The sequence below is a fragment of the Streptomyces sp. NPDC006326 genome, assembly GCF_040612915.1.
GTDB lineage: Bacteria > Actinomycetota > Actinomycetes > Streptomycetales > Streptomycetaceae > Streptomyces.
Map to the genome: position 1 here is coordinate 1 of NZ_JBEXRC010000073.1, position 23,361 is coordinate 23,361.

A 23,361-nucleotide genomic window follows, 5' to 3' on the forward strand; every position below is an offset into this window, starting at 1 on the left:
ATGTCGGCCGTCTCGACGACATCGTCGAGGGTGGCCACCTGGTAGCCGTCCATGGCGGCCTGGAGGGCGCAGATCGGGTCGATCTCGGTGACGATCACCCGCGCGCCCTGGCCCCGGAGGGACTCGGCGCAGCCCTTGCCGACGTCGCCGTAGCCGAACACGACCGCGACCTTGCCGCCGATCAGGACGTCCGTGGCACGGTTGATCCCGTCGATCAGCGAGTGCCGGCAGCCGTACTTGTTGTCGAACTTCGACTTCGTCACCGCGTCGTTCACATTGATCGCCGGGAACAGCAGCGTGCCCTCGGCCATCATCTCGTAGAGGCGGTGGACGCCGGTGGTGGTCTCCTCGGTGACACCGCGGATCTCGGACGCGAGCTGCGTCCACTTCTGCGGGGTCTCGCCGAGGGTGCGGTTCAGCAGGGTGAGGATGTGGCCGTACTCCTCGGAGTCCGCCGTGGAGGGGTCCGGGGCGGAGCCGGCCTTCTCGAACTCGACGCCCTTGTGGACGAGGAGGGTGGCGTCACCACCGTCGTCGAGGATCATGTTCGGGCCGCCGGTGGGGGTGTTCGGCCAGGTCAGCGCCTGCTCCGTGCACCACCAGTACTCCTCCAGCGTCTCGCCCTTCCAGGCGAAGACCGGGACGCCCTGCGGGTCCTCCGGGGTGCCGTTCGGGCCGACGGCGATGGCGGCGGCCGCGTGGTCCTGGGTGGAGAAGATGTTGCAGGAGGCCCAGCGGACCTCGGCGCCGAGGGCGACCAGGGTCTCGATGAGGACGGCGGTCTGCACGGTCATGTGCAGGGAGCCGGTGATGCGGGCGCCGGCCAGCGGCTGCGCGGCGGCGTACTCCTTGCGGATCGACATCAGGCCCGGCATCTCGTGCTCGGCCAGGGTGATCTCCTTGCGGCCGAAGGCGGCAAGGGAAAGGTCTGCGACCTTGAAGTCCATGGGTGCTGCTCCTCATGGTTCGAGAGGGTGGGTACGGCTGAGCCGTGCGCCGACCGACCGTGGGACGGCGGTGCACCGAGCACAGTCCGTCGGGGGCCCTCTCTCCCCTCGGCCGGTCGCAAGGACCCGCCCGACCGCCATCAGCAGCGACGCCTGACACTGATGTCGAATCTACACCGAGCGGCGGAGCGTTCCCCAGTCGAAGGGTGAACCTGTCGCGGTTCGGGAGGCGGCGCAGAGAGGGGCGGGACCGATGGAACGCAGGCCGGGCCGGAGACTCGGGATCTGGGCGGTGGTGCTGCTGGTGCTGGGCGGGGTGGTGGCCCTCGGGGTGACGGTGACGGCAGCCGTCCTGGTCGGGGACGGGTACATGGCCCGCTCCATCCCGAGCGATTCGATGGACCCGACGTACCCGCGCGGGGACACGGCCTACTTCACGGTCGGCGCGGGGAAGGGGGTGCAGCGCGGGGACATCGCCCTCATCTCCGCTCCGAGCTGGGTTCCGGAGGGGGACATCGTGAAGCGGGTGGTGGCCCTCGGCGGTGACCGGATCTCGTACCGGGTCGGGGATCCCGCGCTGATGCTCAACGGGGTGCCGCTCACCGAGCCGTACCTGAAGGACCCGGCCACTCCGGCGACGGCGTCCTTCGACGTGGCCGTGCCCGAGGGGCGGATGTTCGTGATGGGCGACAACCGCGGCAATTCGTACGACTCGCACCTGCGGATCTCCGACCACAACGGGACCTTGCCGGTTTCGGCGGTGCGGGGCAGGGCCGTCGCTGCGCCGGTGGGCTTCCTGGCGGCCGGCGCGGTGGGCTTGGCGGGGATCCTGGCGTTCCTCGTCGGCGGCGGGCTCGGGATCGCTGCGCTCGTGGTGCGGCGGAGGGCGCGGCGGGCGCAGGGCGCCGTGCCGCAGCCGGTGTGGCCGGTCGCCTGAGGCCTGCCGTGTCCGACCCCCTGGCCCCGCGCGCAAGGCCTCGCGGGGGTGCGCGGGCCCCCGCCGTCGGCGGGGGACCGCGCGGATGCGGCAGGGGTCAGCCCCGGGCGGCCTGCTGGGCGTTGTAGATGTCGGGCTCCAGGTAGATCACGCGGGCGATCGGGACGGCCTCGCGGATGCGGGCCTCGGCGGCGTCGATGGCGCGCGCCACCTCGGCCGCCGTGTCGTCGTGCTGGACGGCGATCTTCGCGGCGACCAGGAGCTCCTCGGGGCCGAGGTGCAGGGTGCGCATGTGGATGACGCGGGTGACGGTGTGTCCGTCGACGGCCGCGGCCTTGATCTTCTCGATCTCCGCGGTGCCGGCGGCCTCGCCCAGCAGCAGGGACTTGGTCTCGGCGGCCAGGACGACCGCGATCAGGATGAGCAGCACGCCGATGCACAGGGTGCCGATGCCGTCCCAGACGCCGTTGCCGGTGGCCAGGGCCAGACCGACGCCGCCGAGGGCCAGGACCAGGCCGACGAGGGCTCCGAAGTCCTCCAGCAGGACCACGGGGAGCTCGGGGGCCTTGGCGCGCCGGATGAAGTCGCTCCAGGACAGCGCGCCCCGGATCTCGTTCGACTCCTTGATGGCCGTACGGAAGGAGAAGCCCTCCGCGATGATCGCGAAGACGAGGACGCCGATCGGCCAGTACCAGGCCTCGACGGGGTGGGGGTGCTTGATCTTCTCGTAGCCCTCGTAGACGGCGAACATGCCGCCGACCGAGAAGAGCACGATGGAGACGAGGAAGGCGTAGATGTAGCGCTCGCGCCCGTACCCGAAGGGGTGTTGGGGGGTGGCCTCGCGCTGGGCCTTCTTCCCGCCGAGCAGCAGCAGTCCCTGGTTCCCGGAGTCGGCCAGCGAGTGGACGCTTTCCGCGAGCATCGACGAGGAGCCGCTGAAGACGAAGGCCACGAATTTGGCTGCGGCGATGGCGAGGTTGGCGGCGAGTGCCGCGACGATCGCCCTGGTACCGCCCGACGCGCTCATGGGTGCTGGATGTCCCTTCCTCGGTGCGGCGGCCCTGGCCGGGGCGCCGCGCTACGGCCGCACATTGTTGCAGCCGACGGCGCGGACGCCGGTACGGACGGGGTGTCAGACGAGGACCGTGGCACGGAAAACCGTGCCGGTTCCGGACAATACGACCTTTTCACCGGCCGGTACGAAGACGGACTCGCCGGGCCCCAGGGTCACTTCGCCGGCCTTCGGGCGGCCCGCCGTGCAGAGCAGGATCTGCGGGGTGGTGTCCGGGAGGGTGTGCGGGGCGGCGCCGGGGGCGAGGACGAAGCGGGAGAGCCGGAACTCGTCGATGGGGGTCTCGTAGACCTCCTCGATGTCGCCCTCGGGGCGCAGCAGGGCCGGGTCGCCGGTCTCGAACCGGATGATTTTCAGCAGTTCGGGCACGTCCACGTGCTTGGGCGTCAGGCCGGCGCGCAGGACGTTGTCGGAGTTGGCGAGCAGTTCGACGCCGAGCCCGTCGAGGTAGGCGTGCGGGACGCCCGCGCCGAGGAACATGGCCTCGCCGGGCTGGAGTCGTACGTGGTTGAGCAGCATCGCCGCGATCACGCCCGGGTCGCCGGGGAAGTGGTGGACGAGCGAGGCGTACGGGGCGTACGGGCCGCCGAGGCGTACGACGGCGGCCCCGGCCTCGGCGACCGTACGGGCCATCTCGGCGCGGTCCGCGGCCAGTACGGCGGTGAACATCTCGCGCAGGGCCGCGTCCTCGGGGTGGGCGTGGAGCAGGTCCACGTACGGCTTGAGGGAGTTGACCTCCAGCCCGGCCAGCAGCTCGGCGCTCTCCAGGGGCGGACGGAACCCGCACAGTCCCTCGAAAGGGGTCAGCGCGCAGAGCATCTCGGGCTTGTGGTGGGGGTCCTTGTAGTTGCGGTGGCCGGCGTCCAGGGGGATGCCGCGCCGCTCCTCCTCGGCGTGGCCGGCCTCGGCCTGGGCGCGGTCGGGGTGGACCTGGAGGGAGAGCGGGGCGCCGGCGGCGAGGATCTTGAGGAGGAAGGGCAGGCGGGGCCCGAACTTGGCGACGGTGGCCGCGCCGAGCTCGCCCTCCGGGTCGGCGGCGATCACCTCGGCGAGGGTGGTCTCGCCTGCGCCGCGGTCGAGGCGGGAGGGGGCGCCGGGGTGCGCGCCCATCCACAGCTCGGCCTGGGGCTCCCCCGTGGGCTCGACGCCCATGAGGTGCGGGAGCGCGGTGGTGGATCCCCAGGCGTAGGGGCGGATCGTGTTCGTCAGGCGGTCCATCTTCGTCCGTCTTCCTGGATGAAGGGCCGGCACGGTCGTGTGCTCAGCCGTGTCCCCTGGTCGCCAGGGCCAGGTAGGCGGTGGCGAAGTCCGTGACGGCGAGGAGTTCGGCGAGCTGCTCCAGCTCGCTGCCCTCCTCGGGTTCCAGCTCGCTGACGGCCGTGTCGTGGCTGAGGGCGAGTTCGCGTGCGGCCGGGGCGGCGCTGAGGCCTCCCGCGGGCCGGTCGCGCAGCAGGACGATGCGGGCGCGCAGGGCCTGGGGCTCCTCGACCCGGTCACGGAAGAAGTCTTCGGGGTCGGCCCCGGCGGCGAGGTCGCCGGCGAGCAGGACCCCGTGGGCGGGCAGCGCCTCGGGCAGTTCGTGGGCCAGCGCGGGGCGGCCGGCGAGCTCGGCGAGGGTGGCGGCGAACCGGCGGCCGGCGGGTCCCGCGCCGGTGCCCTCGCTCCAGATGAGCGGGAGGGAGTCGGCGAGCTCGGCGGCGAGGGTCTTGGCCGGGTTGGAGTAGGTGGCGATGGCCGGGCCGCAGCGTTCGGCGGTCCGGTCGAGCCGGTCGGCGACGCGCTGGAGGGTGTCGGGGGCCGCGGCGATCAGGCCGACCTTGTCGAGGAGCAGCAGCAGCGGCGTCAGCAGGGCCCACAGTGCGCCGGGCCCGGCCGCTGCGGACTCGTCGTACTCCTGGTACGGGGCCTTGGCCATCGGTACCAGGAGCCCGTGCGCGCCGTCCACGGCCTCGCTGAGCGGCGAGCGCTCGGGGGCGACGGCGACGACGGTGCAGCCGCGCCGGTAGGCCTGTTCGGCGAGGGCGGCGAGGCTGGGCTCGGTGCCGTCGGTGGTGGCGATGAGCAGCAGGTCGACGGGGCCGGCCCAGCCGGGCAGCGTCCAGCGCATGGCGCCCGGGGCGGCCGCCACTCCGGTGGGCGCGAGGCGGTGGACGGGTGCGGACGCGCCGGCGAGGGCGCCGAGCAGGTCGGCCACGCAGCCCGCGGCGGTGCCGGGGCCCGCGATCAGCACGGCCCGGGGACGGCCGTCGGGCCGCAGGTCGGCGAGGCCCGCCTCGGTCGCGTGCCGGGCGGCGGTGCGGACTCTGGCCCCGGCCTCGGCGGCGCCGCGCAGCAGACCTCGGCGGTCGGCGCGGGCGAGGTCGTCCGGTGCGTCGAGGAGCGACTCGTCGAGCATTGCGGCCTCCGGCGGTGGTGAGGGACCCAGGGTTGCGGAATCGGTCTCAGCGTCTGCGGCGGGGGGCTCAGGCGGGGCGGCGGGCCTCGTCGACCAGGAGGACCGGGATGCCGTCGCGCACCGGGTACGCGAGGCCGCAGTCCCGGCCGGTGCAGATCAGCTCGGGGGCCGTCTCGTCGGCCGACTTGTCCTCAAGGGGCGAGTGGCAGGCGGGGCAGGCGAGGATCTCCAGAAGGCCGGCTTCGAGCGGCATGGGGCGCTTCCCTTCGAACATGCGGATTGGGCGAGGTCAGCGTACCGCCGAGTCACCTGGGCTGCGGCCCGAAGGCGTCGGGCGCGGGCCCGGTGCGGCGCCGGGCGGGTGACACGGTCGGCGTCTTCCCGCCCGGCGGGCGCGTCAAGCGCGGACGAGGGCGAGGACCTCGTCGCGGACCTTCACGAGCTGCGCGGCGTCGCGCGCCTCGACGTTCAGGCGCAGCAGCGGCTCGGTGTTGGAGGCGCGCAGGTTGAACCACCAGTCGGCGGTGGTGGCGGTGAGGCCGTCCAGCTCGTCGAGGGTGACCCCGTCCCGCGGGCCGTAGGCGGCCTTGACGGCGGCGAGGCGGTCGGCCTGGTCGGCGACGGTGGAGTTGATCTCGCCCGAGCCGGCGTAGCGGTCGTAGGAGGCGACCAGGTCGGAGAGGGCGCCGTCCTGGCCGCCGAGAGCCGCGAGGACGTGGAGCGCGGCGAGCATGCCGGTGTCGGCGTTCCAGAAGTCCTTGAAGTAGTAGTGCGCCGAGTGCTCGCCGCCGAAGATCGCGCCGGTCTTCGCCATCTCCTCCTTGATGAAGGAGTGGCCTACGCGGGTGCGCACCGGGGTGCCGCCGTGCTCGCGGACGACCTCGGGCACGGACCAGGAGGTGATCAGGTTGTGGATCACGGTGCCGGTGCCGCCGTTGCGGGCCAGCTCGCGGGCCGCGACGAGGGCGGTCACGGCGGACGGGGAGACGCCCTCGCCGCGCTCGTCGACGACGAAGCAGCGGTCGGCGTCCCCGTCGAAGGCGAGGCCGAGGTCGGCGCCCTCGGCCTTCACACGGGCCTGGAGGTCGACGAGGTTCTTCGGGTCGAGCGGGTTGGCCTCGTGGTTGGGGAAGGTCCCGTCGAGTTCGAAGTACATCGGTACGAGCTCCAGGGGCAGGCCCTCGAACACGGTGGGGACGGTGTGGCCGCCCATGCCGTTGCCCGCGTCCACGACCACCTTGAGCGGGCGGATGGAGCCGAGGTCCACCAGGGACTTCAGGTGCGCGGCGTACCCGGCGAGGGTGTCCTGTTCGGTGACGGTGCCGGGGACGGTGCCGGCCGCGGGGGCGGGGGCGCCTTCCTCGGACCACTTCTCGACGAGCTCGCGGATCGCGGACAGGCCGGTGTCCTGGCCGACCGGGGCGGCGCCCGCGCGGCAGAGCTTGATGCCGTTGTACCGAGCCGGGTTGTGCGAGGCGGTGAACATGGCGCCGGGCAGGTCCAGCGTCCCGGACGCGTAGTACAGCTGGTCGGTGGAGCACAGGCCGATCAGCGTGACGTCCACGCCGCGGGCGGCGGCGCCGCGTGCGAAGGCTGCGGACAGGGCGGGCGAGGAGGGCCGCATGTCGTGGCCGACGACGATCGCGGTGGCGGCGGTGATCTCGACGAAGGCGGCGCCGAACAGCTCGGCCAGCGACTCGTCCCACTCGTCGGGTACGACACCACGTACGTCGTACGCCTTGACGATGTTCGAAAGATCTGCGGCCACTGCCTGCCCCTCCTGCGGTCCGTGCGGTGGGGCCAACCTACCGTGCACGCACCGCGGCCCTTCAGGCGATCCGTCTGTCAGGAGTCCGGCGAACGCAGGACGCGCAGGTGTCCGCGGCGCGTCTCCCCGGGGGCGCCGCCTCCCGGGCCGGCGCCGCCGGCCTCGGCGGCCCGGTCGTGCGGGCGGGCGGCCTCGCGGACGGCGTTGGCCAGTGCTTCGAGGTCGTCGCCGCTGGGGCGGGAGGGGGCGGAGCCGTCGGTGAGGCGTACGACGTCCCAGCCGCGCGGGGCGGTCAGGCGCTCGGAGTGCTCGGCGCACAGGTCGTAGCAGTGGGGTTCCGCGTAGGTGGCGAGCGGGCCGAGGACTGCGGTCGAATCGGCGTAGACGTACGTCAGTGTCGCGACGGCAGGGCGGCCGCACGCGGTGCGCGAACAGCGACGTACAAGGCTCACGACGTTGGACGGTACCGCACTCTTGACCGGGCCGCGACGACTCTCCCCCCGCTCACTCCCCCGTGTCGTGCCCGCGGTGGGGCGCGCAGGTCCGCGAACACCCGGGCGCGGGCGGTCCTGCGGGCTACCCTGCGGGGGTGACGGACGCCGCCAACCCCCTGCCTCCCGGTCCTCCCGGCCCCACCGGCCCCGCCGGCCCGGCGGGGCCCGCGCACCCTGACGGGCTCCCCGCCGGACCCCCCGCCGAGCCGCGCACGCGCCGGCGCGACCGGCACGGCCGGGGGATGCGCGGGCCGGTGGCCCCGCCGCAGGTGCCGCTGTCGGCGAGCCGGGCGGAGCTGTTCGGCGACCTCGTGCGCGACTCGGTGGAGCGGCTGGAGCGGCGCTGGCCGCAGCTGGCGGAGGTGGAGTTCATCGTCGCCGACGTGCCGGGGCCGCCGGGCGGTCCGGACGCGGGATGGAACGACGAGGCGGTGCCGCTGGGGGCCCTGTCGGAGGCGGCGGGACCGGGGCGGCCGGCCCGCATCGTGGTGTACCGGCGGCCGGTGGAGATCCGGTCGAAGACGCGGGACGAGCGGGCGCTGCTCGTGCACGAGATCGTGGTGGAGCAGGTCGCGGAGCTGCTGGGGCTGTCTCCGGAGACGGTGGACCCCCGCTACGGCCAGGACTGAGGTCCGGGCCGTAGCGGGGGTGCCGGGGGCCGGGCCGGGCTACTGCGTCAGGACCGTGAGGTCCTGGGCGGCCTTGGGGACCGAGACCATCGCGTGGTCGTCGGACAGCGGCTGGACCGTGAACATCGGGATGCCCTCGTGCGGCAGCGTGAGAGTGCGGGCCGCGTACAGGGGGCCGCCGGAGACCGTTTCGACGGTGAGCGCGTACACGCCCTTGGCCCCGGCCGGGGCCAGGGACAGCACCTGGGTCGTCCCCGCCTTGACGGTGAGTTCCTTGACCGCCGCCTCACCGGCTTCCGTGGCCGCCGAAGCCGTCACCTTCACCTTTGCGTCGGATCCGCCGGCCGCCGTGAGCGACAGCACCGTCGCGTTCTCGTCGGCCCGGTTGTCGGCGACCGTCGCGCGGGTGCCGACCGGCCCCGTCGCGGGGACGAAGCCGAGTTCCTGCTTGGCGCCGCTGCCGCGGACCACGCGGACGGCGGCCACCGCCGGTACGGCCTTCTTGCCGGCCGCGGGGGCCAGCAGCAGCGAGCCGGGCTCGCCGCGCGTGACGTCCTTGAGGTCCAGGCTCGCCGTCATGCCCGCCTTGACGTGAAGCTGTTCGTTGCCGGCCGGGGTGATCGAGCCGTTCGGCCCGGCCAGCCGGATGGCCAGGTCCGCGTCCTCCTCACCGGGCACGAAGGCGACCAGCCGTACGGAGGTGGCGTCCGCCGGGATCCCGGGCAGCACCAGGGAGCCCGCCGGGTCCACGGAGGCCGGCAGCCAGTCGGCGCCGACCCCCTCCTCGCCGACCTGCACCGAGGCGCCGACGCGGCCCGCGCGGGTCGTCACGTGCGCGGTGAGGTCGGCCGCCTGGGCTCCGGGGGCCAGGGAGGCCAGCGAGACGGACTTGCTGGACTTGGGGTCGATCCGGATGTTCTCGCTGGTGCCGGGCTCGGTCTTGACCACCCCGTCCGGGCCGAACATCTTGATGTCGATCACGGCCGCGGTGTCGTCCGGGTTGGTGAGGTGCACGTAGTCCTCGCGGCCCTTGGCGGTGCTCGCCCCGGGGAACCAGAAGTCGGTGCCGGGCGCGGTGCAGCCCAGGCCGAGCACGCCGCGCGCCCGCCCGACGGAGACCTTGGTGGTCTGCTGGGCGGTCCAGCCGGGCGCGAGGATCCCGTCGGCGGTGCCGGTCAGCGCGGGCGCCTCGGCGCCGGAGGCGGCGGCCCCGGCCGGCTTGCCGCGTTCCTTGAGCTCCAGGACGGGCTTGGCCTCCTTGGTCGCGCCGAGCAGCCGGGCGGTTCCCTTGCCGCCCGCGCCCGCCGCGCCGGGGGTGATCGAGGTGTAGGTGGTCTCCGCGATGTCCGAGGAGCTGGGCGCCGGGCACACCAGCGCGGACCGCTCCACCGGCATCCGGGCCGCCGCGGCCGTCGCGGCCTCGGCGGCGGGCGCGGCCGGTGCGGTGAGGTGGGCGATGCCGGTGACGGCGGCCAGGGCCGCGGCCACCGCCGCCAGCGTCAGGGGTGCGCGCTTCACTGCTGGTGGCTCCCGTCCGGACGCGGGTCGTGCTGTCCGTAGGTGTCGTACGAGTACGGGTACGGGTACTGCTGCCCGGGCTGACCGGGCTGCCCGGGCTGACCGGGCTGCCCGGGCTGCCCGTACGGCTGCTGCGGGTCCTGGTCGTGCTGCGGGTACGGGTACTGCTCCGGGACGGTGTACGGCTGCTGCTGCGGCTGTTCCCAGCCGTAGCCCTGCTCTTCGTACGAGGGGTACGCGTACGTCTCCTCGCCGTACGCCGGCTGCGCCGGGATCTGCGCGTACGGGTCGGCGACGGCGCCCTCCGGCTCGGCCGCGGCGGCTGCGGCCTGCGCGGACCCGGCCTCCGCGCGGAGCCTGCGGGCGCGGCGGCCCTCTCCGGCGGCCTCGCCCGGGGCGGCCGGCCGCTCGGCGGCGGCCTCGGCCTCCTCCTCCGGCAGGTCGTCGTCGAGCCGGGTCCGGCGGCCCGGCAGGGCCATCACCAGGAGCACCAGCGCGAGCAGGCCTTGTGTCCAGTGCCACGCGGTCCGGGTGAGGGCGTCCTCGTGGACCAGGTCGAGGCGGCCTCCGGCGGCGGGCAGTTCGAAGCCCTGCGCCCAGCCGTCCAGCGTCTTGGGCTTGAGGGGCTTGCCGTCGAGGGTGGCCTGCCAGCCGGGGGCGGCGCGGTCGGCGATGCGCAGCACCCGGCCCGCCTCGCCCGCCGGGATCTTGGTGTGGGCCTCGACGGGGCCGGAGGCGACTGGGATGGGGGCCTCGCCGGGCTTGCCGGAGACGATGGCGGCGCGGACGACCTGGCGGTCCACCCGCCACAGGGCGCTGCCGTCGAGCTGGCTCATCCGGCTGAGGCCGGGGGTGGCGTCGAGGACCCGGTGCATCTGCTGCGGGGCGCCGTCGCGGACCAGGATGTAGCGGATGGCGAAGCCGCTGAGCTGGTCGCTCTGGTCGGCTCCGGATCCGGCGACGAGGCTGGACACCACCTTGTCGAGCTGCGGGCTGCTGCCCGTCTCGGCGGCGAGTTCGGCGTCGCCGAGGCGGCCGCCGGAGCCGCGGACCAGGGTGTAGGAGACGGCGGCGGGCGAGGTGGCGCCGAGGACGAGGGTGCGGGCCTGGTCGCGGGTTCCGCTCTCCTCGGCGACGAAGGCGGGCACCTGGACGGGGTCGCGCCGCTCCAGCGGCCCGTCCGCGCCGCTGATCATCCAGCCGGCGGCGGCGAGCAGCGGGGCCGCAGCGGCCGCGAGGGCGATGAGGGCGGCGAGCGGCTGGCGCCAGCCGAAGTTGCTGGCGGCGACCCGCTCCTTGGCTCCGTCGGCGCCGAGGACGGCCGCGGCGAGCAGGGCGAGGCCGTAGGCCAGGGTGGCGGGGCCGGCCCAGCCGGTGCGGTTGGTGAGGGCCGCGAGGAGCAGGGCGGCCAGGGCGGTGGCCCAGGCGGTGCGGACGGCGAACTGCCGCTCGGTGCGCAGCAGGGCGGCGAGCGCGGCGAGGACGACGCCGACGAGCAGGACGCCGGCGGTGGCGCGGGGGCCTCCGGGGCTGATGCCGAGCAGGTCGAGGGCGGTGGCCGAGCCGGTCCCGTAGGGCAGGCCGGCCTCCTGGAGGAGCCGGCCGGGGTGGGCGAGCAGGCTCAGCGACCAGGGGGCGAGGACGAGGAGCGGGACGGTGAGTGCGGCGAGCAGCCGCAGGCCGTACGTCTTCCACTCGGCGCGGCGCAGGACGAGCGCCGCCGCTCCGAGGACGGCGGCGAGCGGCCAGACGACGGGGGTGAAGGCGGTGGCCAGGGTCAGCAGGAGCGTGTACGTCCACACGGCGCGCCAGCTGCCGCGGGCGCCCTCGGCTCCGGCGAGGGCGAAGGCGGCGACGGCGGAGCGGGCGATGAGGGGGAGCAGGATCGCGAGGACGGCGGTGCCGAGGCGGCCGCCGGCGAGGGCTCCGGTGACGGCGGGCAGGAAGGCGTAGGCGACGGCGGCCCAGGCGCGCAGCAGCCGGGACTCGACGAGCGGCCGGGAGGCGAAGTAGGCGGTCAGTCCGGCGAGCGGGACCGAGCAGACCAGCAGCAGGGTCAGGGCGGCCTGGGTGGAGCCGAACAGCACCGTGGACAAGGCGCCGAGGACGGCGAGGTAGGGGGGTGCGCCGGCGGTGGATCCGGTGCCGACGGGCTGCCAGTCGTCGGTGTAGCCGCGCCAGAGGTCGAGCCCGCTGTCGGGGGCGGGCAGCAGGGCGCCGCCCATGAGGGAGCCGCCGCCGAGCAGGGCGCGGCAGGCGATGACGGAGACGAGCAGGAGGACGGCGAACAGGACGGGCGCCGGGTTGCGGGCGATCCGCTTGAGGCGGGCGAACTGTTCGATCTCCAGGTAGTCGGCGTCGTCCCCGCCGGGGCCGGATTCGACGGCCCCGCCGTGGCGGCCGACGGTGTGGGTGTCGGTGTCGCGGTCGGCGCCGAAGTATCCGGCGAGCTGTTCGGCGTTGGCGCGCAGGGTGGCGCCCGGCGGCGGGAAGAGGGGGCGCAGGTCCTTGGCGGGGACGGCGGGGCGGCCGCGTCTGCGGCGGGCGCCGAGGATGCGGCCGGGGCGCAGCAGGGCGGCGAGGAGGCCGGTGAACTCGTCGACGGCCTGGCCGGGGGCCTTGCCGACGAGGTAGGCCAGGGTCCGCAGGACGGTGCCGAGGACGAGGCGCAGCAGGACGTACGGCAGCGCGGGCCCGGAGCTGTTGACGAGCACGGTGTAGACGGCGCCGGTCTTGTCGACGCGGTGGGGGCTGGCGCTCGTCCGGCCGGCGCAGTCGACGGTGCGGCGTTCGCGGGCGGCGGCCTCGGCGTGGCGCATGACGGCGTCGGGGGCGACGAGGACGGTGTGCCCGGCGCTCTGGGCGCGCCAGCACAGGTCGACGTCGTCGCGCATGAGGGGCAGGCGGCGGTCGAAGCCGCCGAGGGCGTCGTACACGTCGCGGCGTACGAGCATGCCGGCGCTGGAGACGGAGAGGACGGGGCGGACCTGGTCGTGCTGGCCCTGGTCCTGTTCGCGGCGGTCCAGGCCGGTCCAGCGGCGGCCGCTGCGGGCGATGGTGACGCCGGCTTCGAGGAGCTGCTTCTTGTCGTACCAGCCGCGCAGTTTGGGGCCGATGACGGCGGCGTCGGGGTTCTCCTCGGCGACGCGCAGCAGTTCGGTGAGGGCGTCGGGTTCGGGTGCGCTGTCGTCGTGGAGCAGCCAGAGCCACTGGACGGGTTCGCCGTGGGGGAGTTCGGGGAGGTCGTAGGCGTCGTCGCGCCAGGTGCGGCTGACGGGGTCCCAGCCGCTGGGGCGCTTGAGGTAGGGGAGGTCCTCGGGGGTCAGGGTGCCCGCGCTGCGGGCGGCCTCGTCCACGGCGGTGCCGAATCCGGTGCGGCGGGCGAGGTGGAGGACGCGGTCCTCGCCGAGGGCCTCGCCGAGCAGCCGCGCGGATTCGTCGGCGCTGCCGGTGTCGGCTGCGACGTGGTTCTGCGCGGGGCGTTCCTGGCCGAGGAGCCCGGCGAGTGTCCTGGGCAGCCAGCGGGCGCCGTCGTGGGCGACGAGGACGGCGGTGACGACGTGCCGGGGGAACTCGGGTGTGGCGCCGGCCTGGTAGGAGGCCGTCGACTGGCTGTGCAGGGACATCGCTCTACTGGCCCTCCGGCCTGGCTCCTCCCCGGGCGCGGTCCGGGGGTGGGGGTACCCCCGGACGAAGTCCGGGGGAGTTCCGGGGGTGGTGTGCCCCCGGAGGCTGCTGGACAGCGCCCCACACTAACGGCTGGGAACACGGCGGTCCGCCTCCAGCGGGGAAGGTGCAGGAGGCGGACCGTTGGCCGTGCATGTGGAGTTGTCCTTCGGACCGCCGGTGCGGCCGGGCGATATGTCGCGGGATGTCAGACCGCGGCCTTCTTCAGGCGTCGGCGCTCGCGCTCGGACAGGCCGCCCCAGATGCCGAACCGCTCGTCGTTGGCGAGGGCGTACTCAAGGCATTCGGAGCGGACCTCGCAGGCCAGGCAGACCTTCTTGGCCTCGCGGGTGGAGCCGCCCTTCTCGGGAAAGAAGGACTCGGGGTCGGTCTGGGCGCACAGAGCGCGCTCCTGCCATCCGAGCTCTTCGTCCGCCTCCTCGACCAGCAGTTCCTGAAACAGCTCGGTCATGTGCGCCCCTCGCTCTGTCTGTGCGTCCCCGTGATGTTGTCGTCACTCATTGCTACGTAACGACACGAGTGAAATTACAAGTGCGGTGCTCCGGCCCAGTCAAGCCGGGATCTGCTATTGGGCCCCTTATTCACTCTGCGGAACCAAGCCTATACAGAAAGTGTTCATATCGCCAAAAATCGTGACACATGCCTCGGGTGTCCCACTGCGCCCGGGTTCACCCGCAATCGACGTGCCCCCGGGCGGCCTGGTTGCGATCACACCGGAGAAGCGGCGCAGATCACAGTCCGGTCACGAGAGGGCGCGTCGGGTTTGACGGGTGCGAACGGTGCAATGTGCAGCGCCTTGTGCCCGGGCCCGCGTTGCACAAACCTTTCTCCGCACAGGGCAACCGGATCAGATGAAACTTTTGCGCCAAACCGGACATTGGGTTGACAGTCCGACCCCGGACCCGCTCTCCTTGTCTGCATGTCAGTGACCGCAGCCGCCACCCGGACCCCCATTCGTGGGTTCCTGCGCGCTGCCCAGGTTCGCTGTTGCTGTTGCAGCTGTTGATGCCTTCGGAGCTTCGGCTCCCCTGAGCTCCGGCCACCCCCACAGCGACCGCCAGCACCACTGACATCCGTCGAGGACTCCCCCACGATGAACAACGACAGCGACCTCCAGATCGCCGGCGACATCCTCTCCGTCCAGCACCTCCTGCAGCCCGCCCGCGAACACCCGGCCACCGTCGCCGAGTTCGCCGGTCTCGCCCGCTCCATCGCCGAGGACCGCGCCGGCTGGCAGCACCTGGTCCGCTACGACGCCACCACCCGCTGGTACCACCGGCTGCGCACCGGCCCCGGCTACGAGGTCTGGCTGCTGAGCTGGGTCCCCGGCCAGGGCAGCGGCCTGCACGACCACGGGGCCTCCTCCGGCGTGCTGACCGTCCTCGAAGGCGAGCTCACCGAGCACGGCCCGCGCGGACCGCTCACCCTCGCAGCGGGCGCCCAGCGCGTCTTCGCCCCCGGCTACGCCCACGAGGTCGTCAACGACACCCTCGACGGGGCGGTCAGCCTGCACGTCTACTTCCCCGGCCTGACCGAGATGCCGATGCACGGCTGCTCCCCCGCCCGGCAGGAGTCCGTACCGGCCTGACGGTCCCGCCCGTCGCCCGGCCACCGCCCCTCATCGCACAGCCTGCGGCTGACAGTCCCACCCGTCGCCCGACCACCGCCCCTCATCGCACAGCCTGCGGCTGACAGACTGTCTGCATGCGCATTGTTGTTCTGGCCGGCGGCATCGGCGGCGCCCGTTTCCTCCGCGGACTCAAGTCGGCGGTTCCCGACGCGGACATCACGGTCATCGGCAACACCGGTGACGACATCCACCTGTTCGGGCTCAAGGTGTGCCCCGATCTGGACACGGTGATGTACACCCTCGGCGGTGGCATCAACGAGGACCAGGGCTGGGGCCGCACCGACGAGTCCTTCACCGTCAAGGAGGAACTCGCGGCGTACGGGGTCGGACCCACCTGGTTCGGGCTCGGCGACCGCGACTTCGCCACCCACATCGTCCGCACGCAGATGCTCGGCGCCGGCTACCCGCTGAGCGCCGTCACCGAAGCCCTCTGCGACCGCTGGCAGCCCGGGGTGCGGCTGCTGCCCATGTCCGACGACCGCGTCGAGACCCACGTGGCCGTGACCGACCCCGACACCGGCGACCGCCGGGTCGTCCACTTCCAGGAGTACTGGGTCCGGCTGCGCGCCTCGCTCGACGCCGAGGCCGTCGTCCCCGTCGGCGCCGAACAGGCCAAGCCGGCGCCCGGCGTGCTGGAGGCCATCGCCGCCGCCGATGTGATCGTCTTCCCGCCGTCCAACCCGGTGGTCTCGGTGGGCACCATCCTCGCCGTCCCGGGCATCAGGGAGGCGGTGGCCTCCGCGGCGGCGCCCGTGGTGGGCCTGTCCCCCATCGTCGGGGGCGCGCCCGTGCGCGGCATGGCCGACAAGGTGCTCGCCGCCGTCGGCGTCGAGTCCACCGCCGCGGCCGTGGCCCTGCACTACGGGGCCGGACTGCTCGACGGCTGGCTCGTCGACACGGCCGACGCCGATGCCGTCGCGGAGGTGGAGGCCGCGGGGATCGCCTGCCGGGCCGTGCCGCTGATGATGACCGATGAGGCCGCGACGGCCGAGATGGCGCGGGCCGCTCTGGACCTGGCCGAGGCCGCGCGGTGACCGCCGGGCACGCTCCCTCGTACGAGGTACGCGCCCTGCCGGGCATACCCGAGGTCCGGCCCGGCGACGACCTCGCCCGGCTGATCGCGGACGCGGCGCCCGAGCTGCGGGACGGGGACGTCCTGCTGGTCACCTCGAAGATCGTCTCCAAGGCGGAGGGCCGGATCGTCCGCGCCGATTCGCGCGAGGAGGCGATCGACGCGGAGACGGTGCGCGTGGTCGCCCGCCGGGGCCCGCTGCGGATCGTCGAGAACCGGCAGGGGCTGGTGATGGCCGCCGCGGGCGTCGACGCCTCCAACACCGAGCCGGGCACGGTGCTGCTGCTGCCCGCGGACCCCGACGCCTCGGCCGCCGCCCTCCGCGCGGGCCTGCGGGAGCGGCTCGGCGTCGACGTGGGGGTGGTCGTGACGGACACCTTCGGGCGGCCCTGGCGCGCCGGGCTCACCGACGTGGCGATCGGCGCCAGCGGCGTACGGGTCCTGGACGACCTGCGCGGCGGAACCGACACCCACGGCAACCCGCTGAGCGCGACGGTGGTCGCCACCGCCGACGAACTCGCCGCGGCCGGCGACCTGGTCAAGGGCAAGGCGGCCGGGCTGCCGGTGGCGGTGGTGCGCGGGCTGGACCACGTACGCGGCGAGGGCTCGGCTGCGGCCGACCTGGTGCGTCCCGCGGCCGACGACATGTTCCGGCTCGGGACCTCGGAGGCGGTACGGGAGGCCGTGACGCAGCGCCGTACGGTACGGGCCTTCACGGCGGAGCCGGTGGACCCGGGCGCGGTCCGGCGCGCGGTGGCGGCGGCGGTGACCGCTCCGGCACCCCACCACACGACGCCGTGGCGGTTCGTGCTGGTGGAGTCGGCGGCGGCGCGACGGGAGCTGCTGGACGCGATGGGCGAGGCGTGGGTCGAGGACCTGCGGCGCGACGGGAAGTCACCGGAGTCCATCGAGAAGCGGCTGCGGCGCGGCGATGTCCTGCGCAACGCCCCCTACCTGGTGGTGCCCTGCATGGTGATGGACGGGGCGCACGACTACGGGCATGCCCGGCGGGACGCGGCGGAGCGGGAGATGTTCGTGGTCGCGACGGGCGCGGGCGTGCAGAACTTCCTGGTCGCGCTGGCCGGGGAGCGGCTGGGCTCGGCGTGGGTGTCCTCGACGATGTTCTGCCGGGATGTGGTGCGCAAGGTACTGGGGCTGCCGGAGCACTGGGACCCGATGGGCGCGGTGGCGGTGGGCCACCCCGCCGCCCCGCCCCGCGAGCGGCCGGCGCGCGCTGCGGAGGAGTTCATCGAGATCCGCTGAGAAGAAGGCGGGTCAGAGCAGGCCGATGTCCGTCTTCGGCATCTTCGGGTGGCGGCGGGGCGGGATGCGGCCCGCGAGCAGGATCAGCCGGGCGGCGCGGTGGCGCTGGCCGGCGTAGGGGGCGAGGAGCTCCAGCATGGCGGCGTCGTCGGCGTCGCGGTCGCCGGCGAGGGCGTAGCCGATGATGCCGGGCAGGTGGAGGTCGCCGGTGGTGACCGCGTCGGGGTCGCCGTTGGTGCGCTGGAGGGTTTCGGCGGAGGTCCACGGGCCGATCCCGGGGACGGCCTCCAGCCGTCGTACGGCTGCCGGGAGTTCCATGGCGGCGGCCTCTTCGAGCCGGCCGGCGACGCGGGCGGCCCGGACGATGGTGGCGGAGCGCTTGATGTCGACGCCTGCCCGGTGCCAGTCCCAGGACGGGATCAGGGCCCAGGTCCGGGCGTCGGGCACGACGAACATGTCCTGCGGGCCGGGCGCGGGCTCCCCGTACTGGCGTACGAGGCGGCGCCAGGCCCGGTACGCCTCGTCGGCGGTGACCTTCTGTTCCAGGATGGTCGGGATCAGCGTCTCCAGGACCAGGCCGGTCCTGGTCAGGCGCAGCCCGGGACGGCGGCGGTGGCTGGCGTGGACGAGGCGGTGGCGGGGGACGAAGGCGGCCGGGTCGTCGCCGTCGCCGAGCAGTCCCGGCAGCCCGTCGAGGATCCAGTCGGCACCGGGCCCCCAGGCTTCGGCCCGGACGGTGCCGTCGTGGCAGGTGACACGGAGGGTGACGGGGCCGTCGGGGGTCCGGCTGGTCTTCCAGACCGACCCGTCGGGGGTGGTGCGGAAGGTGGGGTCGTGGGGGCCGCGTCTGAGCGGGCCGAGGACCAGCCCGAGGTCGAGGGGGCCGGGCGGCGTCCACACCCGTTCCCGTGCCGCGCCTCCGGCGCGCTGCCCGCTGCCCGCGGGCACGCGGGTGCGTCCGCCGCGCACGGCGGCGCGGGTGAGGGGTTCGAATCGGCCGGCCACCCCCTGAGCGTAGCCCTCCCGCGGGAGGGCCACGCCGCGCCCGGCGGACGGCCGCCGCTCAGCGGTTGCCGGTGACGGTGACCTTCTCGTCGTTCTGGATCTGCTTGACCAGCTGCTGCATCTTGGGCTTGTCCCACAGGAGGTTGCCGCCCCGCTCGCCCGCGATCGGCATGTTCATCGAGACGCCTTCGCCGCCGCTGATGCCCTTCATCGCGAAGAACATCTCGCCCATGTCCCACAGGGACATGTCCTTGTCCACGATCAGGGTGTCCAGGCCCGCGCCGAGGACCGGGTAGAGCTTGAACGGGTTGAGGATCGTGCTCGGCGTCGCCGCCTGGCTCGCCAGCGTCGACAGGAACTTCTGCTGGTTCTTGGTGCGCGCGAGGTCGGACTCGGCGAAGGCGTACCGGGTGCGTACGAAGGCCAGGGCCTGCTCGCCGTTGAGGGTCTGCTCGCCGGCCTTGAAGTCGGCGCCCGACTTCTCGTCCTTGAAGCCCTTCTCGATGTTCATGTCCACGCCGCCCAGCGCGTCCACGATGTTGGCGAAGCCCGCGAAGCCGATCTCGGCGTAGTGGTCGATGCGCAGGCCCGTGTTGTACTCCACGGTGCGCACGAGCAGCTCGGGGCCGTCGTCCGCGTAGGCCGCGTTGAGCTTGGTGTGCTTCCCCGTGCCGGCGTACTTCTTGCCCGATTCGGAGCCGACGAAGGAGGGGATCTCCACGTCCGAGTCGCGTGGCAGGGAGACCATGGTGTTCCCGCTGGAGCAGGACGCCAGGATCATCATCGAGTCGGTGCGCTTGCCTTCGGCGGAGCCGGTGTGGAGCTTCTTCTTCTCCTCGTCCGACATGCCCTCGCGGCTGTCGGAGCCGACGATGAGGTACGTCGTGCAGTCGCCTTCCTTCGGGCGTTCGATGACCTTGGAGAGGTCGACCTCGCGGCGCACCTTGGAGTCGGCCCAGAAGTAGGTGCCGATGCCGGTCGCCAGCAGGGCCGTGACGAGCACGATCGAGCCGATCTTGATCCGCCGGCGCCAGTCGACGTGCGCCCGGGGGAGCGGGTCCCCGCCGGAGCCGGGACCGCCCGGACCGCCCGGCCTGCGCGGACCGCCCGGGCCGCCCGGCCGCTGGGGGGTCCCGTAGACCTGGCCGGTGTTGTAGCCGCTGTCGTAGCCGCCCTGGTAGGAGTCGTGGCCCTGCGCGGGCTGCGGCGGCACCCCGTAGGCGGGGGGACGGCCCGGCCGGGCGGGGGGCTGCTGCGGCTGCGGAGACCGCTGGGGCTGCTGCTGCGGCAGCCCCTGCTGCCGGCGCTGGACGTGCGGCATCCGGCGCGCGCCCTCCGGCTGCGCCTGTGCGCTGCCGCGCCCGTACCCGTCGTCGCGGGCGTCGCCGCGCCCGTCTGGCCACTCACTCATGCGGCCTAGGATGCCCGGTCGGGCGAGGTGCAGGACAGTCCGGGAGGGCTTCGTATCGGTGCTGTTGCACAGCTGATGCATCGGGGACGGCTCCAGGGCATGATCCCGAAGTCGGGCCCTTAAGGTGGCCGTATGACAGAGATACCGGGCGAACCGGCGCAGGACCCGCAGGGCAAGCCGGTCTCCGCCTCACGGACCACCCTCAGCCACATCATGACGGCCAACGACACCAACCTCCTCGGGACGGTGCACGGCGGTGTGATCATGAAGCTGGTGGACGACGCGGCGGGAGCCGTCGCCGGGCGCCACTCGGGCGGCCCGGCCGTGACCGCGTCCATGGACGAGATGGCCTTCCTGGCCCCGGTCCGCGTCGGCGACCTGGTCCACGTGAAGGCCCAGTGCAACTGGACCGGCCGCTCCTCGATGGAGATCGGGGTACGGGTCCTCGCCGAGCGCTGGAACGAGTCGACCCCCGCCACCCAGGTCGGCAGCGCCTACCTCGTCTTCACCGCCGTGGACTCCGAGGGCAAGCCCCGTACGGTGCCGCCCGTGCTCCCCGAGAGCGACCAGGACCGGCGGCGCAACCAGGAGGCGCAGATCCGGCGCACGCACCGGCTCGCCCGGCGCCGGGCGATCATGGCCCTGCGCGAGGAGCGGGCGGCCCAGGGCTTCGACGACGACTGAGCCGCTTCAGCCGCCGCAGACGACCTGGTCCCCGCTGACCGCCCCGAAGGGTCCCTGGGAGGGGTCCTCCGGCCGGACCGGCACCACCTTCTTGTAGTCGGCGCCGGCGATCACCAGCACCGTCCGCCCCTGGCCGCGCACCGGCCGCAGCTCGCTGCCGGGCAGGGCGGTGGACACCGTACGGGCCGAGCGGTCCCAGCGCGGGTCGTACGCGATCACCGTGCGCTTCACGTTGCGGCTCGCGCCGTTGCCCGGGGCGCCGGTGGTGTCGAAGCCGGTGCCGCGCAGCGCGGCGTCCACGCGGCCGCCCAGCCCGTCGATCCGGGTGCCGTTCTCCACCCGGACCCGGATCTGCTCCGGGGGGACGTCCACCGGCACCGCGGGCGGCGGGGAGGGCCGGCCCGGGCCGCCCGCGGCTGCCGGGCGGGGCGGGCGGGGCGGGGTGAGGGGGCGGTCGTCGCGCAGCGCCTGGAAGAGCTTCGCGGCCTTCGGCTCGTCCCATTTGACGGTGGAGCCGATGCCCTTGACCGGGTAGGAAGGGTTGCCGATCGGCACGGAGGCGAACTCCGATGAGGACGGGCTGAACGCGCGCATGGCCTGCCCCAGGGCGATCATCTGCTCCGAGCCGAAGCCGCGGTCGGCCCGTACGGAGCCCAGCAGCGTGGAGCTGACCTCCTTGAACTTCACCGGGTTCAGCAGCACCCCGCTGCCGGTCGCCTGTTTGACCAGTGCGGCGACGAACCGCTGCTGGCGCTGCATGCGGCCGAGGTCGGCGGCGCCGTCGACGTGGCGCGAGCGGACGTACTGCAGGGCCTCTCCGCCGTGCAGGCGGTGCGTGCCCGGCAGCAGGTCCAGGCCGGTCTTCTCGTCGCGGAGGGTCTTGGCGGTGCAGACCTCCACGCCGCCCAGGGCGTCGACCGTCTTCATGAAGCTGGTGAAGTCGACCTCCAGGTAGTGGTCGATCTTGACCCGGGTCATGGCCTCGACGGTGCGGACGGTCAGCTGCGGGCCGCCCTCCGCGTAGGCCGCGTTCAGTTTCACCGGGTGGGGTCCGTGCTGCTGTCCGGTCGACTCGTCGCGGTGGGCGGGCAGCTGCGCGTAGCTGTCGCGGGGCAGGCTGACCACGCTGGCCCGCTCCCGGTCGGCGGACAGGTGCACGAGCATCACCGTGTCGGTGCAGTGGCAGGGTTCGCCGCCGAGGCGGTACGCGCGCCTGTCCCGCGGGGTGATCTTGTCGCGGCCGTCGGTGCCGACCAGCAGGAAGTTCAGCCCGTGTCCCGCCTCCGGGCGGTTCTTCATGTCCTTGAAGGGGTCCACCCGCTCGATTCCGGTGTCCACCCCGGTCATCACGGCGTGTCCGACGGCACCGGAGCCCAGCACCAGCACCGCCAGCCCGCCCGCGATCCGTACCCCCCACCGGGGCCTGGGGCCGCGGCGCCGGGCCGGGGCACCGCCGCGGCGCGCACGGGGCGGCTGCGGGGGCCTGGCGGTTCGGGTGGGACGGTGCGGCTGGGGCACGGGGGACACCTCCGCGGGGCAGCTGGGGCCGACAGGGACGACCCGGACACATCAGGCAGATCGTCTGAACAGTAGGCCCATACGATCAGCGTCCGTCCCGACCGATCAGGCGGCGCGCACCCGTTTCCCCCGTACGCGGTAACGTGACACCGATACCCGACCGTGAAGGACCACATGCCCGCCCAGCAGCCCGCAGTCTCGGTGATCATGCCGGTGCTCAACGAGGAGCGCCACCTGCGTGACTCCGTCCGTCACATCCTCGGACAGGAGTACGCAGGTGAGATGGAGGTGGTGATCGCGCTGGGGCCGTCCACGGACCGCACCGACGAGATCGCCGCCGAGCTCGTACGCGAGGACCCCCGCGTCGTCACCGTTCCCAACCCCTCCGGCCGCACCCCGGCCGCCCTCAACGCCGCCATCAAGGCGTCGCGTCACCCGATCGTGGTACGCGTCGACGGTCACGGCATGCTCTCGCCGAACTACATCGCCACCGCGGTCCGCCTCCTGGAGGAGACCGGCGCGCAGAACGTCGGCGGCATCATGCACGCCGAGGGCGAGAACGCCTGGGAGGAGGCCGTCGCCGCCGCGATGACCTCCCGGCTGGGCGTCGGCAACGCCGCGTTCCACACGGGTGGCAAGGCGGGCCCGGCCGACACCGTCTACCTGGGTGTGTTCCGCCGCGAGGCGCTGGAGCAGGCGGGCGGTTACAACGAGGAGTTCATCCGCGCCCAGGACTGGGAGCTGAACTTCCGCATCCGCGAGGCCGGCGGGCTCATCTGGTTCTCGCCCGAGCTGAAGGTCCAGTACCGCCCGAGGCCCTCCGTACGGGCGCTGGCCAAGCAGTACAAGGACTACGGGCGCTGGCGGCACGTGGTCGCCCGCTACCACTCCGGCTCGATCAACCTGCGCTACCTGGCCTCTCCGACCGCCCTCTGCGCGATCGCGGCCGGTGTGGTGGTCGGCGCGACCGTGACCCCGTGGGCGTTCGTGATCCCCGCGGGCTACCTCGCGGCGATCGGCCTCGGCTCCGTCCCGGCGGGCAAGGGCCTCTCGCTGAAGGCCCGCGCACAGATCCCGGTGGCCATGGCGACCATGCACATGTCCTGGGGCTTCGGCTTCCTGACCAGCCCGCGCTCCCTTGCGGACAAGGTCATCGCGAGCCGCCGCCCGGCCGTGCAGCGCGACCTCGCCCGTGAGGTCTGAGCGGGCCGGCCGTACCTGAAAGGGGCCCGTGGTGGGGGGGGGGGGGCGCCCCCCCGGCCCCACACGCCAGCAGCCCCCCCCCCCGCCCCCCCTACCCTCCACCACCCATCACAACCCCTCTAAATAGA

20 protein-coding genes are annotated in these 23,361 nt (G+C 73.7%); 7 read left to right on the forward strand and 13 right to left on the reverse strand.

Annotation, left to right across the window (positions count from 1 at the left end; genetic code table 11):
- A partial coding sequence (locus ABZ128_RS33525; protein WP_356853436.1) for an adenosylhomocysteinase occupies positions 1-947 on the reverse strand: 947 nt, incomplete at its 3' end.
- 253 nt (positions 948-1,200) lie between these two features.
- Between ABZ128_RS33525 and lepB the strand changes: the two genes are divergently transcribed.
- The gene (lepB, locus tag ABZ128_RS33530; RefSeq protein ID WP_356853437.1) at positions 1,201-1,884 is read left to right on the forward strand and encodes a signal peptidase I; all 684 of its coding nucleotides are present in this window, start codon (positions 1,201-1,203) and stop codon (positions 1,882-1,884) included.
- 97 nt (positions 1,885-1,981) lie between these two features.
- Here the strand turns inward: lepB and ABZ128_RS33535 are convergent, their stop codons facing one another.
- From ABZ128_RS33535 to ABZ128_RS33560, 6 genes are all read right to left on the reverse strand, one after another.
- The gene (locus ABZ128_RS33535) at positions 1,982-2,911 is read right to left on the reverse strand and encodes a cation diffusion facilitator family transporter (protein ID WP_356853439.1); all 930 of its coding nucleotides are present in this window, start codon (positions 2,909-2,911) and stop codon (positions 1,982-1,984) included.
- Between the two features lie 105 nt (positions 2,912-3,016).
- Complete coding sequence (gene manA / locus ABZ128_RS33540) at positions 3,017-4,174, reverse strand: mannose-6-phosphate isomerase, class I (RefSeq protein ID WP_356853441.1); 1,158 nt, start codon at positions 4,172-4,174, stop codon at positions 3,017-3,019.
- Positions 4,175-4,217: 43 nt separating this feature from the next.
- Positions 4,218-5,351 carry an SIS domain-containing protein gene (locus ABZ128_RS33545; protein WP_356853442.1) on the reverse strand — a complete coding sequence of 378 codons (1,134 nt, stop codon included), beginning with the start codon at positions 5,349-5,351 and terminating at the stop codon, positions 4,218-4,220.
- A 67-nt stretch (positions 5,352-5,418) separates the two neighbouring features.
- Positions 5,419-5,604 carry a Trm112 family protein gene (locus tag ABZ128_RS33550; protein ID WP_054222355.1) on the reverse strand — a complete coding sequence of 62 codons (186 nt, stop codon included), beginning with the start codon at positions 5,602-5,604 and terminating at the stop codon, positions 5,419-5,421.
- Positions 5,605-5,748: 144 nt separating this feature from the next.
- Positions 5,749-7,119: a phosphomannomutase/phosphoglucomutase gene (locus ABZ128_RS33555; RefSeq protein ID WP_356853443.1), complete on the reverse strand. Its 1,371-nt coding sequence runs from the start codon at positions 7,117-7,119 to the stop codon at positions 5,749-5,751.
- Between the two features lie 77 nt (positions 7,120-7,196).
- Positions 7,197-7,571 (reverse strand): DUF3499 domain-containing protein, encoded by a 375-nt coding sequence (locus ABZ128_RS33560; protein WP_356853444.1) that lies wholly within the window; start codon positions 7,569-7,571, stop codon positions 7,197-7,199.
- A 284-nt stretch (positions 7,572-7,855) separates the two neighbouring features.
- Here ABZ128_RS33560 and ABZ128_RS33565 point away from each other — a divergent pair, with 284 nt between their 5' ends.
- Positions 7,856-8,242 carry a metallopeptidase family protein gene (locus ABZ128_RS33565; RefSeq protein WP_356853458.1) on the forward strand — a complete coding sequence of 129 codons (387 nt, stop codon included), beginning with the start codon at positions 7,856-7,858 and terminating at the stop codon, positions 8,240-8,242.
- A 39-nt stretch (positions 8,243-8,281) separates the two neighbouring features.
- Here the strand turns inward: ABZ128_RS33565 and ABZ128_RS33570 are convergent, their stop codons facing one another.
- From ABZ128_RS33570 to ABZ128_RS33580, 3 genes are all read right to left on the reverse strand, one after another.
- Complete coding sequence (locus ABZ128_RS33570; protein WP_356853445.1) at positions 8,282-9,760, reverse strand: DUF5719 family protein; 1,479 nt, start codon at positions 9,758-9,760, stop codon at positions 8,282-8,284.
- The gene (locus ABZ128_RS33575; RefSeq protein ID WP_356853447.1) at positions 9,757-13,386 is read right to left on the reverse strand and encodes a glycosyltransferase family 2 protein; all 3,630 of its coding nucleotides are present in this window, start codon (positions 13,384-13,386) and stop codon (positions 9,757-9,759) included. Before ABZ128_RS33575 ends, ABZ128_RS33570 begins: the two co-directional genes overlap by 4 nt.
- 248 nt (positions 13,387-13,634) lie before the next feature.
- Positions 13,635-13,898: a WhiB family transcriptional regulator gene (locus ABZ128_RS33580; protein ID WP_003983763.1), complete on the reverse strand. Its 264-nt coding sequence runs from the start codon at positions 13,896-13,898 to the stop codon at positions 13,635-13,637.
- Between the two features lie 642 nt (positions 13,899-14,540).
- Here ABZ128_RS33580 and ABZ128_RS33585 point away from each other — a divergent pair.
- From ABZ128_RS33585 to ABZ128_RS33595, 3 genes are all read left to right on the forward strand, one after another.
- Positions 14,541-15,035 (forward strand): cysteine dioxygenase family protein, encoded by a 495-nt coding sequence (locus ABZ128_RS33585; protein WP_356853448.1) that lies wholly within the window; start codon positions 14,541-14,543, stop codon positions 15,033-15,035.
- Between the two features lie 116 nt (positions 15,036-15,151).
- Complete coding sequence (gene cofD / locus ABZ128_RS33590; protein WP_356853450.1) at positions 15,152-16,111, forward strand: 2-phospho-L-lactate transferase; 960 nt, start codon at positions 15,152-15,154, stop codon at positions 16,109-16,111.
- Complete coding sequence (locus ABZ128_RS33595) at positions 16,108-17,412, forward strand: coenzyme F420-0:L-glutamate ligase (protein ID WP_356853451.1); 1,305 nt, start codon at positions 16,108-16,110, stop codon at positions 17,410-17,412. The genes cofD and ABZ128_RS33595 overlap by 4 nt, the downstream gene beginning before the upstream one ends.
- 12 nt (positions 17,413-17,424) lie before the next feature.
- On the opposite strand, the gene ABZ128_RS33600 is transcribed toward ABZ128_RS33595, so the two are convergent.
- Together ABZ128_RS33600 and ABZ128_RS33605 are read right to left on the reverse strand one after the other, a co-directional pair.
- Complete coding sequence (locus ABZ128_RS33600) at positions 17,425-18,417, reverse strand: DNA-3-methyladenine glycosylase 2 family protein (protein WP_356853452.1); 993 nt, start codon at positions 18,415-18,417, stop codon at positions 17,425-17,427.
- Positions 18,418-18,475: 58 nt separating this feature from the next.
- A complete protein-coding gene (locus tag ABZ128_RS33605; protein ID WP_356853453.1) occupies positions 18,476-19,828 on the reverse strand; it encodes an LCP family protein in 1,353 nt (450 codons plus the stop codon).
- Between the two features lie 132 nt (positions 19,829-19,960).
- Here ABZ128_RS33605 and ABZ128_RS33610 point away from each other — a divergent pair, with 132 nt between their 5' ends.
- Positions 19,961-20,512, forward strand: a complete 552-nt coding sequence (locus tag ABZ128_RS33610; RefSeq protein ID WP_356853454.1) for an acyl-CoA thioesterase — start codon at positions 19,961-19,963, stop codon at positions 20,510-20,512.
- 6 nt (positions 20,513-20,518) lie between these two features.
- Here ABZ128_RS33610 and ABZ128_RS33615 read toward each other — a convergent pair whose 3' ends face one another.
- Complete coding sequence (locus ABZ128_RS33615; protein WP_356853455.1) at positions 20,519-22,030, reverse strand: LCP family protein; 1,512 nt, start codon at positions 22,028-22,030, stop codon at positions 20,519-20,521.
- Positions 22,031-22,204: 174 nt separating this feature from the next.
- On the opposite strand from ABZ128_RS33615, the gene ABZ128_RS33620 reads away from it, so the two are divergent.
- Positions 22,205-23,233, forward strand: a complete 1,029-nt coding sequence (locus tag ABZ128_RS33620) for a glycosyltransferase family 2 protein (protein WP_356853456.1) — start codon at positions 22,205-22,207, stop codon at positions 23,231-23,233.
- Positions 23,234-23,361: the final 128 nt, after the last annotated feature.

Coding starts and splice junctions, on each gene's coding strand:
- lepB (WP_356853437.1), top strand. CDS start 1,201: ATGGAACGCAGGCCGGGCCGGAGACTCGGGATCTGGGCGGTGGTGCTG.
- ABZ128_RS33535 (WP_356853439.1), bottom strand. CDS start 2,911: ATGAGCGCGTCGGGCGGTACCAGGGCGATCGTCGCGGCACTCGCCGCC.
- manA (WP_356853441.1), bottom strand. CDS start 4,174: ATGGACCGCCTGACGAACACGATCCGCCCCTACGCCTGGGGATCCACC.
- ABZ128_RS33545 (WP_356853442.1), bottom strand. CDS start 5,351: ATGCTCGACGAGTCGCTCCTCGACGCACCGGACGACCTCGCCCGCGCC.
- ABZ128_RS33550 (WP_054222355.1), bottom strand. CDS start 5,604: ATGCCGCTCGAAGCCGGCCTTCTGGAGATCCTCGCCTGCCCCGCCTGC.
- ABZ128_RS33565 (WP_356853458.1), top strand. CDS start 7,856: ATGCGCGGGCCGGTGGCCCCGCCGCAGGTGCCGCTGTCGGCGAGCCGG.
- ABZ128_RS33575 (WP_356853447.1), bottom strand. CDS start 13,386: ATGTCCCTGCACAGCCAGTCGACGGCCTCCTACCAGGCCGGCGCCACA.
- ABZ128_RS33580 (WP_003983763.1), bottom strand. CDS start 13,898: ATGACCGAGCTGTTTCAGGAACTGCTGGTCGAGGAGGCGGACGAAGAG.
- ABZ128_RS33585 (WP_356853448.1), top strand. CDS start 14,541: ATGAACAACGACAGCGACCTCCAGATCGCCGGCGACATCCTCTCCGTC.
- cofD (WP_356853450.1), top strand. CDS start 15,152: ATGCGCATTGTTGTTCTGGCCGGCGGCATCGGCGGCGCCCGTTTCCTC.
- ABZ128_RS33605 (WP_356853453.1), bottom strand. CDS start 19,828: ATGAGTGAGTGGCCAGACGGGCGCGGCGACGCCCGCGACGACGGGTAC.
- ABZ128_RS33610 (WP_356853454.1), top strand. CDS start 19,961: ATGACAGAGATACCGGGCGAACCGGCGCAGGACCCGCAGGGCAAGCCG.
- ABZ128_RS33620 (WP_356853456.1), top strand. CDS start 22,205: ATGCCCGCCCAGCAGCCCGCAGTCTCGGTGATCATGCCGGTGCTCAAC.